This window comes from Neisseria sp. CP9, from assembly GCF_047758525.1.
Classification (GTDB): domain Bacteria; phylum Pseudomonadota; class Gammaproteobacteria; order Burkholderiales; family Neisseriaceae; genus Neisseria.
The window spans coordinates 613,865-630,377 of record NZ_CP180502.1 but is presented as its reverse complement, the minus strand read 5'-3'; the positions used below and the strand labels follow the sequence as shown (position 1 = coordinate 630,377).

The 16,513-nt window shown below is 49.2% G+C and carries 14 protein-coding genes; 12 read left to right on the top strand and 2 right to left on the bottom strand.

The features are described 5' to 3' along the window. The first annotated feature begins 374 nt into the window (after positions 1-374). Positions 375-1,170, top strand: a protein-coding gene (locus ACMYUL_RS02945; protein WP_415771101.1) for an IS5 family transposase whose coding sequence is annotated in 2 segments (ribosomal slippage) — positions 375-740 and positions 742-1,170 — 795 coding nt in all. Because the reading frame shifts where the segments join, the coding sequence is not laid out codon by codon here. Positions 1,171-1,234: 64 nt separating this feature from the next. On the opposite strand, the gene ACMYUL_RS02940 is transcribed toward ACMYUL_RS02945, so the two are convergent. Further along, positions 1,235-2,200 (bottom strand): IS30 family transposase, encoded by a 966-nt coding sequence (locus ACMYUL_RS02940; protein ID WP_415771984.1) that lies wholly within the window; start codon positions 2,198-2,200, stop codon positions 1,235-1,237. A gap of 145 nt (positions 2,201-2,345) precedes the next feature. Between ACMYUL_RS02940 and ACMYUL_RS02935 the strand changes: the two genes are divergently transcribed. The 4 genes from ACMYUL_RS02935 to ACMYUL_RS02920 all read left to right on the top strand — a co-directional run bounded on the left by ACMYUL_RS02935 (position 2,346) and on the right by ACMYUL_RS02920 (position 5,581). After that, entirely contained in the window at positions 2,346-3,323 is a 978-nt protein-coding gene (locus tag ACMYUL_RS02935; protein WP_415771982.1) for a DNA polymerase III subunit delta', read from the top strand. Positions 3,324-3,342: 19 nt separating this feature from the next. Then, entirely contained in the window at positions 3,343-3,699 is a 357-nt protein-coding gene (locus ACMYUL_RS02930; protein ID WP_003760734.1) for a PilZ domain-containing protein, read from the top strand. A gap of 4 nt (positions 3,700-3,703) precedes the next feature. Further along, entirely contained in the window at positions 3,704-4,480 is a 777-nt protein-coding gene (locus ACMYUL_RS02925; protein ID WP_415771980.1) for a TatD family hydrolase, read from the top strand. 435 nt (positions 4,481-4,915) lie between these two features. Continuing rightward, positions 4,916-5,581 (top strand): sulfite exporter TauE/SafE family protein, encoded by a 666-nt coding sequence (locus ACMYUL_RS02920; RefSeq protein WP_415771978.1) that lies wholly within the window; start codon positions 4,916-4,918, stop codon positions 5,579-5,581. 126 nt (positions 5,582-5,707) lie between these two features. Here the strand turns inward: ACMYUL_RS02920 and dxs are convergent, their stop codons facing one another. Then, positions 5,708-7,621: a 1-deoxy-D-xylulose-5-phosphate synthase gene (dxs, locus tag ACMYUL_RS02915; RefSeq protein ID WP_415771976.1), complete on the bottom strand. Its 1,914-nt coding sequence runs from the start codon at positions 7,619-7,621 to the stop codon at positions 5,708-5,710. Positions 7,622-7,832: 211 nt separating this feature from the next. On the opposite strand from dxs, the gene gmk reads away from it, so the two are divergent. The 7 genes from gmk to ACMYUL_RS02880 all read left to right on the top strand — a co-directional run bounded on the left by gmk (position 7,833) and on the right by ACMYUL_RS02880 (position 16,434). Next, the gene (gene gmk / locus ACMYUL_RS02910; protein ID WP_039862844.1) at positions 7,833-8,450 is read left to right on the top strand and encodes a guanylate kinase; all 618 of its coding nucleotides are present in this window, start codon (positions 7,833-7,835) and stop codon (positions 8,448-8,450) included. 59 nt (positions 8,451-8,509) lie between these two features. Then, the gene (gene rpoZ / locus ACMYUL_RS02905; protein ID WP_003740638.1) at positions 8,510-8,716 is read left to right on the top strand and encodes a DNA-directed RNA polymerase subunit omega; all 207 of its coding nucleotides are present in this window, start codon (positions 8,510-8,512) and stop codon (positions 8,714-8,716) included. A gap of 110 nt (positions 8,717-8,826) precedes the next feature. After that, positions 8,827-10,983 (top strand): RelA/SpoT family protein, encoded by a 2,157-nt coding sequence (locus ACMYUL_RS02900; RefSeq protein WP_415771974.1) that lies wholly within the window; start codon positions 8,827-8,829, stop codon positions 10,981-10,983. Between the two features lie 369 nt (positions 10,984-11,352). Then, positions 11,353-12,483: a DNA phosphorothioation system sulfurtransferase DndC gene (gene dndC, locus ACMYUL_RS02895; RefSeq protein ID WP_415771972.1), complete on the top strand. Its 1,131-nt coding sequence runs from the start codon at positions 11,353-11,355 to the stop codon at positions 12,481-12,483. Between the two features lie 43 nt (positions 12,484-12,526). Beyond that, complete coding sequence (locus tag ACMYUL_RS02890; protein WP_415771970.1) at positions 12,527-12,748, top strand: DNA modification system-associated small protein; 222 nt, start codon at positions 12,527-12,529, stop codon at positions 12,746-12,748. 2 nt (positions 12,749-12,750) lie between these two features. After that, a complete protein-coding gene (locus ACMYUL_RS02885; protein ID WP_415771968.1) occupies positions 12,751-14,796 on the top strand; it encodes an AAA family ATPase in 2,046 nt (681 codons plus the stop codon). A gap of 12 nt (positions 14,797-14,808) precedes the next feature. Further along, the gene (locus ACMYUL_RS02880) at positions 14,809-16,434 is read left to right on the top strand and encodes an FtsK/SpoIIIE domain-containing protein (RefSeq protein ID WP_415771966.1); all 1,626 of its coding nucleotides are present in this window, start codon (positions 14,809-14,811) and stop codon (positions 16,432-16,434) included. Positions 16,435-16,513 lie beyond the last annotated feature (79 nt).

Sequence of the window (16,513 nt, the reverse complement as noted above, 5' to 3'; positions counted from 1 at the left end):
TTTGGGGGAGAGAAATAGACGAAAACCTGTGTTTGGGTTTCGGCTGTTGAAGGAAGGGCTTTTTTGCAAAGGTCTCAGGTCGTCTGAAAAGGTTGCGGGCTGCAATACTGTCTTAGTATGCGCTGTGAGAACGCTCGTTATTGGAAACGACTGCCTTGCTGGCGCACTATGCCGACTACGTCCCCGCCAAATAGCGCGTTCACGTCCGTTGCGGTAGATGACGCTAGGGGAATAGGGGTATAGGGAACCTTTTGAGGAGAAGGGAGGGTCAAAAAGGCTGAGAAGAGGCGGAAAGAGGATAGAAACGATGTTATAAACGTTTCGAATTGTATTAGACCTTTTGCGAAAGTATCCTGAAGATTTACAATTCCCAAATGAAATACGAAAACCTCATCCAAAGAAGCGACAGGGAATTCAAACGGCTCACAGGTGTAACGCCCGTCCTTTTTCACGAAATGCTGAAAGTCACCACAGAAGCAGAAAGCCGGAAGGTCAAGTCAGGCAGGCCGCATACGCTCAGCTTGGCAGACCAACTGCTGCTTACCCTGAGCTATCTGCGTCATTACCATACCCAACTCGAATTGGCCGCCATCTACGGCCTTTCTGAAAGTAATGTCTGCCGCACCATCCGTAAAACCGAGGACGCCCTCATCCGTTGCAAACGCTTTTCCCTGCCAAAACACAAGAATCTGGGCGATCAAACGGTCATCATTGACGTTACCGAAAGCCCGATTGAACGTCCCAAAAAAACAGCGGCAGTATTACAGCGGCAAGAAAAAGCGGCACACGGTTAAAATCCAGGTCATATACGGCAGAGAAACTGAAAAAATCATCAGCATCCGGACGGGGATGGGTGCTCAGCATGACATGCGTTTAGCCAAGAGGCACCTTGCAGAGCTTTATCCCTACAAAATAGTCATTGCGGATAAGGGTTATCAAGGATTGGCTAAAACCGGATTACAGACCCCGAAAAAGAAATCCAAACATCATCCGCTGAACAAACAGGATAAAGAGGCGAACAGGCGGTTAGGCAAACTCAGAACCGTCATCGAGCACATCAACAGGAAACTGAAGATATTCAAAATCTTGTCGCTGCCTTACCGCAACAGGCGGAAACGGTTCGGGTTAAGGGTAAATCTGATTGCAGGACTGGTTAATGCGATGGGATGAATATTTTCGCAAGAGGTCTATTCTCGGTTTCAGACGACCTTGGATTCGGATTTCAAGTGCAACACTAGTGTATCAGCGGTTTGAACAGATTCAAGAATAAAACACTTGGCGTTTCGTAGCCAAGTGTTTTTCTTGGCCGGTGGTTCAACTCATCTTGAACCCTGCGTATCTCCCGATCACTGATGTTGCGGAAATCGGTTTGCTTGGAGAAATATTGCCGGATGAGTCCGTTGGTGTTCTCATTCAGCCCTTTCTCCCACGAATGGTAAGGGCGGCAAAAATAGGTTTCCGCCTTCAATGCTTTGGCTATTTTGGTGTGTTGGTAGAACTCTTTGCCGTTATCCATGGTGATGGTGTGCACTCTGGCTTTATGTGCCCTTAATACCCTAATGGCTGCCAGAGCAGTGTCTTCGGCTTTGAGGCTGTCCAATTTGCAGATGATGGTGTAGCGGGTAACGCGTTCGACCAAGGTCAGTAATGCGCTTTTCTGTCCTTTGCCGACGATGGTGTCGGCTTCCCAATCACCGATGCGGGCTTTTTGGTCGACGATGGCGGGTCGGTTTTCTATGCCGACGCGGTTGGGCACTTTGCCTCTGGTCCATGTGCTGCCGTAGCGTTTGCGGTAGGGTTTGCTGCATATTCTGAGGTGTTGCCACAAAGTGCCGCCGTTGCTTTTGTCTTGGCGGAGGTAGCGGTAAATAGTGCTGTGATGGAGCGTGATCCCGTGGTGTTTGCACAAGTAGGCGCATACTTGTTCGGGACTGAGTTTGCGGCGGATAAGGGTGTCGATGTGCTGAATCAGCTGCGAATCGAGCTTATAGGGTTTTCGCGGGTGCTGTTTGGTAAGCCGGTTTTGCCGTTGCGCTTTTTCGGCGCTGTATTGCTGTCCTTGGGTATGGTGCCGCTTGATTTCGCGGCTGATGGTGCTTTTGTGACGGTTAAGCTGTTTGGCGATTTCGGCGATGGTGCAGTGGCGGGACAGGTATTGGATGTGGTATCGTTCGTCTTGGGTCAGTTGTGTGTAGCTCATGGCAATCTTTCTTGCAGGAAAGGCCGTATGCTACCGCATACTGGCCTTTTCTGTTATGGAAAGTTGCACTTCAAATGCGAATCCGCCGACCTTTAACATTTCCCTGTATAATCACGCTTTTGTTCAAACGCTTGTACTTTTCGACATGATTTATCCGTGGCATCAAAACCAGTGGCGGCAGCTTGCCGATCATTGGGGAAACCGTCCGAACGCTTGGCTGTTTACCGGCAAGGAAAACACCGGCAAAACAGCGTTTGCGCGGTTTGTGGCACAGGCTTTGCTGTGCGAATCGTCTCGGGAAGATCATCAGCCTTGCGGCGTATGCGCTTCGTGTCATTTGTTTTTGCAAAACAGCCATCCCGATTTCTACGAACTTACTCCTGAAATCCCCGAAGATGGTGCGGTCGGGCGAAAATTGTTGCAGATTAAAATCGATGCCGTGCGCGATATTGTGGAAAACATTTATCTGACGGCTGTGCGCGGCGGATTGCGGGTGGTATTGGTGCATCCCGCTGAAAGTATGAACGTGCAGGCGGCAAACGGCTTGCTTAAGGCTTTGGAAGAACCGCCGCAACATGTTGTTTTTTTGATGGTTACGCATGCGCGTGATAAGCTTCTTCCGACCATTAAAAGCCGTTGCCGCCAGATGGTTCTGCCCGCGCCTTCGCGTGATGAAGCTTTGGCATATCTTCGAGAAGAGGGTGTGGATGATGCGGAATCTTTGCTGGCTTTTCACAGCGGCGCGCCGTTGTTTGCCCATACGCCTGAAATCGATGACTTGCGCGAAGAGCTGCTCACTTTACTTGTCGCCCCGCGCCTGTTGACGATACTCGACTACGCCGCTGCGTTCGACAAACACAAGCAACCGTTGGCAGTATTTATCGATTGGATGCAGAAATGGCTGTTGGATGTCGGCTTGGCGCAACAACAAATGCCGCCGCTTTATTATCCGGATTACGCGCAGGCATTGTCGCAGACGGCTTGCAAAACCGATCCGCGCCGCCTGTTTGCGCTGACAGGTCGTCTGAACGCACTCAGCCCTTACGGATACCACACCTTGAGTGTTAAAATGCAGCTTGAGTATCTGCTGACTGAATATCTCGAATTTTGGCAAAACAAATAATCAGATAAGGTAAAACAAAATGGTAAACAACAATAAAGACATTCCGGCGAAAATGATGGCGTTGCAGCTTAAAGACCCGACTCTGCTCTACAACTGCTATATGCCGTTTCTCGAACACGGCGGACTTTTCGTTCCGACCGAAGACGTATTTTCATTGGGCGAAGACATCCTGCTCGCCGTTGAAATCGCCGATTACCCCAAACGCTTCCTGCCTACCAAAGTCGTCTGGATCAACCCCGCCCGTACTTCGGCACACCGCCCTAAAGGTGTCGGGCTGGCATTTTCCGAACACGAGAGCTGCCTTCAGGCGAAAACCCTGATTGAAGGCGAGCTGGGTCCAAAATTGCGCAGCGATCGCGTTACCTTTACGCTTTAAAACCATGCATTTAATCGATTCACACTGCCACCTCAATTTCGAAGGCTTAAGCAACCGCCTGCCTGAAGTGCTTGCCAATATGGAAGAACAAAGCGTCAAGCAGGCGCTTGCCATCAGCGTAAGCAAACAGAGTTTTGCCGAAGTCTTCGACATTGCCCAAGCCAACGAACAGATTTACTGCACCATAGGCGTCCACCCCGACAGCCAAGAAGCCGAAGAATTTACCGTCGCTGAAATGGTCGAAGCGGCAAAACACCCGAAAGTCGTCGGCATAGGCGAAACGGGCTTGGATTATTACTGGTGCAAAGGCGATTTGGCATGGCAGCACCGCCGCTTCGCCGAACACATCCAAGCCGCCAACGAAAGCAGTTTGCCTGTGATTGTCCACACCCGCGATGCCGCCGCCGATACTTTGGCGATTCTGAAAGAAGGTCAAACCAACTCGGGCGTTATTCACTGCTTCACCGAAGATACCGCTTTCGCCAAAGCTGCTTTGGATTTAGGGCTATACATTTCCTTCTCCGGCATTGTTACTTTCAAAAATGCCCCGCAAATTCAGGAAGCCGCCAAATACGTCCCTGCGGACAGAATACTGGTCGAAACCGATGCCCCGTTTCTCGCTCCGGTTCCCAAACGCGGCAAGCCTAACGAACCTTCCTATGTCCGCTATACCGCCGAGTTTGTGGCGAAACTGCGCGGCGAACCCGTAGAAACGCTTGCCGCTTACACTAGCGACAATTTCTATCGTCTGTTCAATAAAGTACCCGACATCCGTGTTTGATTCGAATAGAAAAAAGGTCGTCTGAAAATGCTTCATCTAGCGTTTCAGACGACCTTTTGAAATTTGGAATGTTTTTATATAAGTGTTCAGTCGAATATCAAATAGGCTAGGGACGGCAATGAACGATGGCAGGGTAACCTATAAATCGGTATAACAAGAAGGCAAGTGCAAAAGCGGACAGATAGTCATGGATGGGTTTAAAATCAACAATCGGCTGTTTGCGCGGATAGTAAAATTACCATTGTCTATTAAAAACCTCTCTATTTCGGTTAACCATTCATTTTGTTCCAAGAATATTGGATTGCGTGGGTAATAGGCAGCTATCCAAAAATCAAGATGGCAACTTCCTGAAAACATTTAAAGATATGGCTTTCATCATATCGCTCCCGCTTTTCCGACAAATCATACATCTATCGACAAATCGCTTTTCCAATAATGAATTACGACATCACCTTTTTTACTTTGTTTTTACTCGGCTTTTTCGGCGGTACGCATTGTGTCGGAATGTGTGGCGGGTTGAGTAGTGCGTTTGCGTTGCAGCTTCCGCCTCATCTTAATCGGTTGGGGCTGATTGTCCTATTGAATTTGGGACGTATCAGCAGCTATGTATTGATTGGTTTGATTGTCGGGCTGGTCGGGCAAATCGGTATTTCTTTGGATGATACGCGTTGGCTGCAAAACGGCTTGTATATTGCGGCGAATATGTTGCTGTTGCTGTTGGGGCTGTATCTGGCGGGTCTTTCTACAGCGGCTACGCAGATTGAGCGCATAGGTAGACCGATATGGAAGCGTTTGAATCCGATATTGAACCGACTGCTGCCGATTAAATCCGTTCCGGCTTGTTTCGGTGTAGGCATGTTGTGGGGCTGGCTGCCTTGCGGCTTGGTGTATAGTGCCTCATTGTATGCTTTAGGCAGCGGCAATGCGGTGCAGGGCGGGCTGTATATGTTGGCTTTCGCGCTGGGAACGTTGCCGAATTTGTTGGCGATGGGGATTTTTGCAGCGCAATTGAAAACACTTTTGCAACGCAGAGCCATCCGTTTGTGCGCCGGACTATTGGTTGCAGGCTGGGCGATTTTCCGTTTGGCGGTAATGCTTTGAATCTGGCACTGAAACGCCTTTTAAAAGGGTAGGGGCTCTTAATATCAAAGGTCGTCTGAACATCAGTTTTCAGACGACCTTTTTGAATGACGCTCAATGGCGGCGCGTTTTGATAACGGCTTCGGTTTAAGCCGCAGACAGCCAGCCGCGTATGCGTTTTTCCATTGCGTCGGCACTCAAGCCCAAATCGTCCAAAAGTTTTTTCGGATCGCCGTGTTCGGTCACGGTGTCGGCTACGCCCAAAAGTAAAACGGGTTTGCAGATGCCGTGTTTCGCCAACACTTCCAGCACTGCGCTGCCTGCGCCGCCTTGTTCGGCGTTTTCTTCGGCGGTAATGATGTAGTCGTGGCTTTGGGCGAGGCGGACGATGAGTTCCTCATCTATCGGTTTGACAAAGCGCATATCGGCGACGGTGGCGTTCAGTTTTTCGGCAACCGCCAATGCGGGGGCGACCATGCTGCCGAAGGCAATGAATGCGGTTTTCTCACCTTGGCGGCGGATGACGCCTTTGCCGATGGCTACGGTTTCAAGGTCGTCTGAAACGGGAGCGCCTGTTCCCGTACCGCGCGGATAACGGACGGCGGCAGGGGCGTCTGCCTGATAGCAGGTCGAAAGCAGCAGGCGGCATTCGTTTTCATCGCTCGGTGCGGCAATAATCATGTTCGGCACGCAGCGCAAGAAGCTCAAATCGTACAAACCGGCATGGGTAGGACCGTCCGCGCCGACGATGCCCGCACGGTCGACGGCAAACAAAACGGGCAGGTTTTGCAGGGCGATGTCGTGCACCAGTTGGTCGTAGCCGCGTTGGAGGAAGGTGGAATAAATGGCGACGACGGGCTTCATGCCTTCGCAAGCCAAACCGCCGGCAAAGGTAACGGCGTGCTGCTCGGCGATGCCGACGTCGAAATAACGGTCGGGAAATTGTTGTTCGAATTCGACCAGTCCGCTGCCCTCGCGCATAGCGGGGGTAATCGCCGCCAATCGGGAATCTGCCGCCGCCTGGTCGCACAGCCATTTGCCGAACACTTGCGTATAGGTCGGTTTGGCGGCAGGTTTGTTTTCTTTTTCAGACGACGTTGCGGTTTTGAGGTCGTCTGAAACGTCTTTGGGCAGGTTGGCGACGGCGTGGTATTTAACGGGGTCGTTTTCGGCGAGTTTGTAGCCGTTGCCCTTTTTGGTGATGACGTGCAGCAGTTGCGGGCCTTTGCGTCCGCGCAAATCTTTCAATACGTCAACCAGATGCTCGACGTTGTGGCCGTCCACGGGACCGGTGTAGCGGAAACCGAAGTTTTCAAACAAAGACAGCGATTGCTTGGCGTGTTCGGCTTCGCCCGCCAGCGTTTTGATTTTGTGTTCGACTTTTTGGGCAAGCTCCATCGCGCCGGGCAGCTTGTCCAAAACCTTGCTCGATTGCGCCTTGATTGTGCTCAACACGCCGCGCATATCGCGCACGACGTTGCTGGCGAGGTATTTCGGCAGCGCACCGACGTTGGGGGAAATCGACATTTCGTTGTCGTTGAGGATGACCAGCAGGTTCACGTCCATATCGCCTGCGCAGTTCAAGGCTTCAAACGCCTGCCCCGCCGTCATCGCGCCGTCGCCGATAATGGCGACGCTGCGGCGGTCGTTGCCCAAGAGCTTGTCTGCCGCCGCCATGCCCAACGCCGCGCCGATGGAGGTAGAGGAATGACCCACGCCGAAAGCGTCGTATTCGGATTCGCTGCGCTTGGGGAAACCCGCTAAGCCGCCATAACGGCGCATGGTGTGCATCTGGTCTTTGCGACCGGTGAGGATTTTGTGCGGATAACTTTGATGGCCGACGTCCCAAACTAACTTGTCTTCAGGCGTGTGATAAACATAGTGCAGAGCCACGGTAAGCTCGACCGCGCCTAAATTGCTGGCGAAATGACCGCCGGTTTTGCCTATCGAATCCAGCAGAAACTCCCGCAGCTCGGCGGCGACTTGGGGCAACTGTTTTTTATCCAGACGGCGCAAATCTTGCGGGCTGCCGACGGTATCGAGTAGCGGAGTGTGGCTCATGGTGTGTCTTTGCAGGCTTATTTGTGTATAGCGGGCAATTATAGCAAGAGTTTAGAAAGACGTGGGTTTCCTGCCGGAGGTCGGGTATCGCCGTTAAGCGGTTGCTTGCCGATGGAAGCGGCGTTTGGGGATGCATGTAAAGGTCGTCTGAACATGAAATTACACGCCCCGTATGCTACAATCAACAGATAATTCCATCGGTACCAACATCATGAAACCCCATAAAAAAGGCAATATTTTCATCATCTCCGCCGCTTCCGGTACGGGCAAGACTACGCTGGTTTCCCGTCTTTTGAAAAACAACGGCGATTTGCGCGTCTCCGTATCGCACACCACCCGCCAGCCGCGCGAAGGCGAGCAGCATGGCGTGCATTATCATTTTGTTCCCAAAGAAGAATTTGAATCCTTAATTGAACAAAAAGCCTTCCTCGAACACGCAAACGTTTTCGGTAATTATTACGGAACCAGCATCGCGGGGGTCAATTCCCTTAGCGAAGAGGGTTACGATGTGATTTTGGAAATCGACGTGCAAGGTGCGGCGCAAGTGCGCAAATCCCTGCCCGAAGCCAGCAGCATCTTCATCCTGCCGCCTTCGTTCGAAGTCCTTGCCGAACGCCTTAACGGGCGCGGCACCGACAGCGAGGAAGTTATCCAAACCCGCCTCTCCAAAGCGCGTCACGAAATCGAACAATCCGTCCTATTTGACTATATCGTCGTCAACGATGATTTAGACAGGGCGGAAGCCGATTTGCTTCACATCATCAAAGCAGGTCGTCTGAAAAAATCTTCCCAGCAAGGATTTATCTCAAACCTGTTGGAAAATTCCTGAAAAACAGCGAAAATACGCATTTACATTCCATCACAAATTAATAGAAAGAAAGCAAACAAATGGCCCGTATCACCACTGAAGACTGCACAGGCAAAATCCCCAATCATTTCGACCTGACCCTCGTCGCCGCCCGCCGCGCACGCCAGCTTGAAAACGGCAACGCCCCTATGGTTGACGACATCCGCAACAACAAACCGACCGTTACCGCCCTGCGCGAAATCGCCGCCGGTCAAATCGGTACCGAACTGCTGACCCGCAACAAATAATACCGGCAGGCAAAATCTGCTCAACCGCCGCGCGGATTGTATCGGCGCGACACATCCGACCGATACAGTCTGACGGCTCAAAACAAAACACACACCGAAGGCCGTCTGAAATGCCCGCCCCCCAGCCCACTGCCCCCTACGACGCGCTGACTGCCGAAGCCCGCGAACTCTTGTTCCGCACCGCCTCCTATCTCAGCCCATCCGAACAGGCCGAGCTTGAAAAAGCCGTCGCCTACGCCTTTCACGCCCATGACGGACAAACCCGTAAAAGCGGCGAACCCTACATTACCCACCCCCTTGCCGTCGCCACGCAGCTTGCGTTGTGGCACATGGACATACAAGGCTTGTGCGCGGGCGTGATGCACGACGTACTCGAAGACACGGGCGTATCCAAAATCGAAATGGCGGCAGAGTTCGGCGAAACCATCTCCGAGATGGTGGACGGGCTTTCCAAACTCGAAAAACTCAAATTTGAAGATCACGCCGAGCATCAGGCGGAAAGCTTCCGCAAGCTTATTCTCGCCATGACCAAAGACGTACGCGTGATCGTCGTCAAACTCGCCGACCGCCTGCACAATATGCGCACGCTCGGCTCCATGCGCCCTGACAAACGCCGCCGCATTGCCAAAGAAACCCTCGAAATCTACGCCCAAATCGCCAACCGCCTAGGTTTGAACAACGCCTACCAAGAGCTTCAGGATTTATCGTTTCAAAACCTCCACCCGAGCCGCTACGAAACTCTCAAAAAAGCGATGGACAACAGCCGCAAAAACCGCCGCGACGTCGTCGGCAAAGTTTTGCGCGCCTTCAGTCAGCGTTTGGTCGGCGCGAACATCGAAGCCAAAATCAAAGGCAGGGAAAAAAACCTGTACAGCATCCATCAAAAAATGTTGGCGAAAAAATTGCGCTTTGCCGAAGTCATGGACATTTACGGATTCCGCGTCATCGTCAACAGCATTCCCGCGTGTTACGCCGCACTGGGCGCGCTGCACAATCTCTATCAGCCCAAACCCGGCCGCTTCAAAGACTATATCGCCATCCCGAAAAGCAACGGCTACCAAAGCCTGCACACGACCTTAGTTGGTCCTTACGGCTTGCCCATTGAAGTCCAAATCCGCACGCGCGAAATGGATGCCGTAGCCGAAGGCGGCATCGCAGGACACTGGATATACAAATCCGGCGAAAATACCGTCGATCAAGCCGTCCTCCATACCAACCAATGGCTTAAAAACATCCTCGATTTGCAAGCCAGCAGCGCGAACGCCATCGAATTCCTCGAACACGTCAAAGTCGACCTGTTCCCCAACGAAGTCTACATCCTGACACCCAAAGGCAAAATCCTCACCCTCCCTAAAGGATCGACGCCCATAGACTTCGCCTACGCCGTTCACACCGACATCGGCCACAAAACCGTTGCCGCGCGCATCAACAACACCATGATGCCCCTGCGCACCAAACTCAAAACCGGCGACTCCGTTGAAATCATCACATCCGAACACGCCAAGCCCAATCCGGCATGGCTGAATTTCACCGTTTCCAGCCGCGCGCGCAGCGCCATCCGCCAATACGTCAAAAACCTCAACCGCCACGACGCCATCGTCCTCGGCGAAAACCTACTGCAAAAAGCCCTGTCCAGCCTGTTGCCCAAAGATGTATTGCTTTCAGACGACCTCAAAGAAAAATACCTTGCCGACCTCAACGACAAACAAACCTCGTTTGAAGAAGTCCTCTACAACGTCGGCATGGGGCATACCCTGCCCGTGTATGTCGCCATGCACATCGCCGAACTGGCAGGGCAGCACTTCGGCAGCGAAGTCAAACTCAGCCCCATCAAAGTCAACGACCAAGAAACCGGCCGCATCCATTTTGCCGAATGTTGCCATCCCGTCCCGGGCGATTCCGTCCGCGCCCTTTTGGTCAAAGAAAAAGGCATGATTATCCACCGCGATACCTGTCCGACCCTGCTCAAATCCGACCCCGAACAGCAGCTTGATGCGAACTGGGAAGGCATAGGCAGCCATACCTACCGCACCGGACTCAGCATCCAGTCCGAAGACGCCCACGGCCTGCTCGCCCTTATGGCGCAAGCCATTTCCAACTCCGGCGCAGACATCGAATCCGTCGAAACCCCCAACAAAGCGCTGGCAGGTACGGAAGGGTTTGTCGAATTCAAGTTCATCATCAAAGTGAAGGACTTGGCACAAATCAACCAAATTATTCACAACCTGCACGCCATTCCCCAAGTGCGCAAAGTGGTCAGAAGCTAGTGGAAAAAGGGCGGTAAAGCCGATGTCGTTGTGCCGCCTGATAGGGTTTAAGTCTTCTTAAAATCCGGAAGATATAGTGGATTAACTTTAAATCAGGACAAGGCGACGAAGCCGCAGACAGTACAGATAGTGGAACCGATTCACTTGGTGCTTCAGCACCTTAGAGAATCGTTCTCTTTGAGCTAAGGCGAGGCAACGCCGTACTGGTTTAAAGTTAATCCACTATACTTTCGCAAAATCAACAAGACGCGCGAAAATTTATATTGATTACTACATGAAATAGTGGTTGATTAATGTCTATGTATATGTATAATATGAAAAATTTTGCGTTTTTATTTGAAATGCAGATTCGCCAAGTTTGAGTTTCTTATGTCGCCTACAGTTATTCCCATAACCCTTGAGACCACAGATTTCCAGATAGTTAGAAATGGTATTATTGACGAGTATCTTAGTCCATCACAATCTTACCCTTGGATTGTAACTTTCTCCGGCGGAAAAGACAGCACTTTGGTTGCCCACCTTGTATTTGAAGCATTATTGGAATTACCCCCCTCTCTACGCAACCGAAAAATCTATTTCGTATCCAACGACACTTTGGTAGAAAGCCCACTTGTCGCACAACATATGCATAGATCGCTAAAAAAAATACTTGATGCGGCAAAAATCCTCAAATTACCTGTCGAAGGCACAATTACTAAGCCGAGTTTGGATAAAACTTTTTGGACTTTGCTGATTGGTAAAGGCTATCCCTCTCCCAACCGTAATATGCGCTGGTGCACAGACCGTTTGAAAATCGAACCAACCAGTCAATTTATCAAAAATACTGTTGATGAAAACGGGGCAGCGATTATTCTTTTAGGTGTGCGTAAAGACGAGTCGTCCACACGCAAAACCAGCATCGAAAGCCACAAGAATATCGCAAATTCCAATCTGACCCCGCATGGCAGCCTTACCAATGCTTTTGTTTACCGTCCGATTGTCGATGTCTCTACAGACGACGTATGGGAATTTTTATCTCTCAACAATCCACCTTGGGGCGGTACACACGACGGTTTGATACGCCTCTACCGCGAAGCGGCAGGTGGTGAATGCCCCATCGTTCTCTCACAAGAAGAAGCTCCAGGCTGCGGCACCAACTCCAGCCGATTCGGCTGCTGGACCTGCACCGTCGTCAATAAAGACAAAAGCCTACAAGGATTTGTAGATATCGGCAAAACCGAATTCCAACCCCTTTTGGACTTCCGCGACTGGCTGATCGAAATTCGCAACAAACCGGAATACCGTCAAGTCGAACGCCGCAACGGAACGTTGACCATCAAAGGCGGCAAACATATCCCTGGTCCATTTACCGTAGAAGCACGGCAAATGATTCTGAACAGGCTTTTGGAAGTTCAGACGATCTATGGTAGCGAACTGATTACGCAGGAAGAAATCGATTTGATCAAACAGATTTGGGCAGACGACCTGATTGCACTGCACAGCAGGAAAAAGATCGTCTGAAAAGTGATTTTATCGGAACAAACCATGTACATAAGGAAAGAAAATGTCTCCTGAAACACGAGAACAAGTAAGTGATTTACTGCTTTGGAGCGATGAACCGGCATATCGCCTGATGAAAGAAATTGCCGAAGAACACGGCGTATCTGTCGATGCTTTGGCTGAATTAATTGCATGGGAACGTGAAAGCCAGTCGAAACAAAGAAAATTCGGAATGACCGAAATGTTTGACAGCGTATTTGGCAACAGCAACTACTGGAGGAAATGACGATGTGTATCCATTCCATCCGGCTCAAAAATTTCAAATCCTACGATGATGCTTTTTTCAGTTTTCCCGAACCCGAAGACGGCAAAAATATTGTATTGATCGGTGCGCAAAACGGACATGGTAAAACAACATTGTTAGAAGCCATATATTTGTGCCTCTATGACAAAGATGCGGTCAAACACTTACAACGCGCAGGATTGAACAGCAGTGAAAACAATTATGCAGATTTTTTGAAATCTGCTTTACACCATAAAGCCAAACTTCAATACGGTCAGTATTCCATGAGTTTGGAAATCGAAATCCGTCAAAATTATCAGGGCAAACAATATGGCTTCAAAATCCGACGGAATTGGTCTTTCGACTACGACAAAAAATTAAGGACTGCCGACAACGAATCCCTATGCGAACTGCTTGTTGACGGAGTCGGCAAACATATCGGTGGCGAAAAAATCGGGCAGTATCTGAATGCCTACGCCCTACCCATCGACTATGCTCCGTTTTTCTTTTTCGATGGCGAAAAAATTGTTCAGACGGCTCAACAAAGTGGAACAGGTCTATGGCTTAACTCCGCATTGAAAGGTTTGCTGGGCGTTACCTTATTGGTCAGCCTGCAAGAGAGCCTGAAGAAATATAAAAATGCCTGTATTTCCGAGAATACTTCGCTGAAAATGAGGCAGGATTTGGATCGTGCCGAAAACGCATTGAAAACGGCAGAGGATACCTTGTCCGTTATGAACGAAGAATTGTCTGCTGTCAAAGAAAAATGGGGGCATTGGGCAGCAGAGCGCGACCGTCTGATGTTGCAATTAGGTGGCGGCAGCGACATTCGTACTTCTCAAGATTTGCTTGATAGACGTGCTGCACTGGAAAAAGAGATGGCAGAGTTTGATAAAAAAGTCAAAGATGCCGTCAAGGCCATGCCGCTTGCCTTTTTACCGCGTGAACAGCTCAAAACCTTACAAGTCGTATTGGAACTGGAGAACAACCGCTTGAATCATGAGGCAGCAAAAAATCAAACCAAGGATAAGGTAAACGATTTTTGGGAAACATTTGTTGAAAGCGATAAAGTTAAACAAGCCATCGGTCCGTTGGCAAAAACCATTTTTAGTGAACCATTATTGAAAGAAGCGGTTGAAGACTGCTGGGAAAAACTGTTCTACCCGCTTCCGAAAAACTGTGCCAATACCATACGCCACAACTATCTTTCTGTTAACGCCCATGCCGAAATCCAAAACGAAATTGGCAGGTTGGGCGGTATGCCGCAAACTCAAATTGGTAATTTGTTGGAAGAGATAGAAAAAAAAGAAGATGAACGAAAAAAAGTCCAAGCCGAACTCGAATTGCTGAAAGGAACGAATAATGACGAACTGGTCGAACAGTTGAAAACCGCCAATCAGGAAGCGGATAAGGCACAAGGACAAACAGGGCATCTAAACAGCAATGTTGCCAATCAGGAAAAAATCAGACAGCGGCTGGAGAACGAAGTTAAAGCATTACAGGATAAAATCAGCGAGAGCGACCCCCGTCTGTTGAAGTCTAAGCGTGCTGGAGAAGTTGAAAAAGTAATTAACCGCCTGACCGAAGAGCTAATGAAGCAGAAAGTCAAAGAAGTTGGAGACGCTGCGACACGGATAAATCGAGAAATCGCACACGATGACCGTATTGACCGAATCCGTATCGAGACCAATGGCAGAATGGGTTTGTTTGGCAAAGACGGTTACGAATCACGTGTTGACTTATCAGCAGGGCAAATGCAGATTTTGATTATGTCCTTAGTATCCGCAATGGCGGAAGTTACCCGTTACCGTGCACCGTTTATCATCGACACCCCACTGGCACGCTTGGATGAAGGACACCGAGAAGGCTTGTTCAAACATTGGAGCGGATTAGAACAGCAGGTCATTTTGCTGTCTCAAGATACTGAAATTACACCCGAAGTATATAACCGTCTCGAACCATATATCAGCCGTACTTATTTAGTTAAAGCAGAATCATTGGATAGTGCGGGCGCGCGTTCAACAGTTAGTGCAGATGTTTATTTTGAATAAAGGGGAACAAAATTGTATCAATTAAACAATCAGGAACAATGGGATACCGATTTTTTTCATACATTGATGAGCGAAAAGCGGATTATCTCAAGCAAGGAAGCCAAGGAAATCCGCCAGCGATTGAGTGATGCAGGTGCATTGCCAGTTTTGGATAATAATTTCGATTGGGCCATGTTGTGTATCGGCTATTGCTTTGCCAAAAAACTGACCGAAAATCCTGAAAAACTAATTCCCGCACCAAGTTCTTCCGGTGGGACGGAAATCCCGTCTTTCCAAACCTGCTTCCAAGATTACGCAAGACTTTGGCTGGTTTTGCTCAGTGAAACCCTGTTCAAGCTGAATCCCGAAAAAAAAGTTACCAAAGACGACTTATACACCTTAATTCATAAGCTTTGGCATACGGGCGCGATTGAATTGGAAAAACGCTGGCTCGCCAACAAAGCATGCCAGGAAACCGATTTGGAAGCACGAAAAGCTTTTTTGAACGAATTAGTAGGACTTGCCGTGAAGAATGCGGGTATCGGAAATGATTCAACGCATTTAGACGATGTACAAGACAAAAACAGCAATTTAAACGGAATTGATTTGAAAAATACTCCTGCAGCCACCCGTGAAACAGGCGAAAAAATCGTTGCTGCGTTACAGAGCATCGGCAAAGGCATAAAGAGTATTACATTTTTGGGTAAAGGTGTTCGCTATGACAGTTATCTCGTCCAGTTTACAGAATATGTAGATTGGGATAAGTTGCATGACAAATTCTGTTCTGCAATGGGGATTAAGGCCGATGGTAGCGAGATTCGTGCGGAACAACATTCAGGATTGCCGCACGCTTGGCAGATTAAATTACTTCGCCCTGAAAATACTTGGCAACAATTCGCTCAAAATGAATTTCAGTCAGCTTTATCCCAATATCAATATTCAAATAAAGCTTTCAAACTGCCTGTATTGATTGGTGTGGATGAAACAGGCAACCCCGTATTTGCTGATCTTACTGCTGCTGTACACAGTTTTGTCGCAGGGAAAACAGGCTCAGGTAAATCCGTGTTTGTACACAGTCTGTTACACAGCTTGCTAAAACTCAACCCTCCGGAACAGGTACAAGTTGCCATCCTCGATCCTAAAAAGACGGAATATCAAGATTTTATGCAAACATATTCCAATATTTACGGTGGCAGCATCGTTACAGACAGTAATGAAATGGATAGTGTGTTGCGTGAATTGGTCGATGAGGTTGAAAGGCGTAACGATTTATTGCAAGCGCAGGGCAAAAAAAATATTGCAGAATTGCCGACAGGCCAAGTATCGCCGCGTTACGTTGTTGTTGTAGTTGACGAAGTTGCCAACCTATTGAGTAAAAATAAAGAAGTGGAGGATTTACTTTGCCAACTCGCAGAAAAAGCTCGTTCTGCAGGAATTTTTCTGTTGTTGTCTACTCAAACCCCAAATAGCGAGAGCTTCTCGCAAAGGCTACGTGCCAATATCCCCACCCGTATCTCTTTTAGTGTAGTTAATGCTAAAGCGTCTGAAATTGTATTGGGAGAAAGTGGGTTGCGTGCGGAAAAATTAGCAGGAAGCGGCGATCATTTGGTCAAATGGAATGATGGCAAAATACAGTTTTTACATGGGTATAATGTCTAATCTCTACTGGCTAATCACTTAAAAAGTCGTCTGAAAAACTTTTAACCTTCTTTTTCAGACGACCTTCAAACTTGACAGA

What these genes read in the sequence shown, in the direction of transcription:
- ACMYUL_RS02940 (WP_415771984.1), bottom strand. Translation starts at nt 2,200, where the DNA reads ATGAGCTACACACAACTGACCCAAGACGAACGATACCACATCCAATAC.
- ACMYUL_RS02935 (WP_415771982.1), top strand. Translation starts at nt 2,346, where the DNA reads ATGATTTATCCGTGGCATCAAAACCAGTGGCGGCAGCTTGCCGATCAT.
- ACMYUL_RS02930 (WP_003760734.1), top strand. Translation starts at nt 3,343, where the DNA reads ATGGTAAACAACAATAAAGACATTCCGGCGAAAATGATGGCGTTGCAG.
- ACMYUL_RS02925 (WP_415771980.1), top strand. Translation starts at nt 3,704, where the DNA reads ATGCATTTAATCGATTCACACTGCCACCTCAATTTCGAAGGCTTAAGC.
- ACMYUL_RS02920 (WP_415771978.1), top strand. Translation starts at nt 4,916, where the DNA reads ATGAATTACGACATCACCTTTTTTACTTTGTTTTTACTCGGCTTTTTC.
- dxs (WP_415771976.1), bottom strand. Translation starts at nt 7,621, where the DNA reads ATGAGCCACACTCCGCTACTCGATACCGTCGGCAGCCCGCAAGATTTG.
- gmk (WP_039862844.1), top strand. Translation starts at nt 7,833, where the DNA reads ATGAAACCCCATAAAAAAGGCAATATTTTCATCATCTCCGCCGCTTCC.
- rpoZ (WP_003740638.1), top strand. Translation starts at nt 8,510, where the DNA reads ATGGCCCGTATCACCACTGAAGACTGCACAGGCAAAATCCCCAATCAT.
- ACMYUL_RS02900 (WP_415771974.1), top strand. Translation starts at nt 8,827, where the DNA reads ATGCCCGCCCCCCAGCCCACTGCCCCCTACGACGCGCTGACTGCCGAA.
- dndC (WP_415771972.1), top strand. Translation starts at nt 11,353, where the DNA reads ATGTCGCCTACAGTTATTCCCATAACCCTTGAGACCACAGATTTCCAG.
- ACMYUL_RS02890 (WP_415771970.1), top strand. Translation starts at nt 12,527, where the DNA reads ATGTCTCCTGAAACACGAGAACAAGTAAGTGATTTACTGCTTTGGAGC.
- ACMYUL_RS02885 (WP_415771968.1), top strand. Translation starts at nt 12,751, where the DNA reads ATGTGTATCCATTCCATCCGGCTCAAAAATTTCAAATCCTACGATGAT.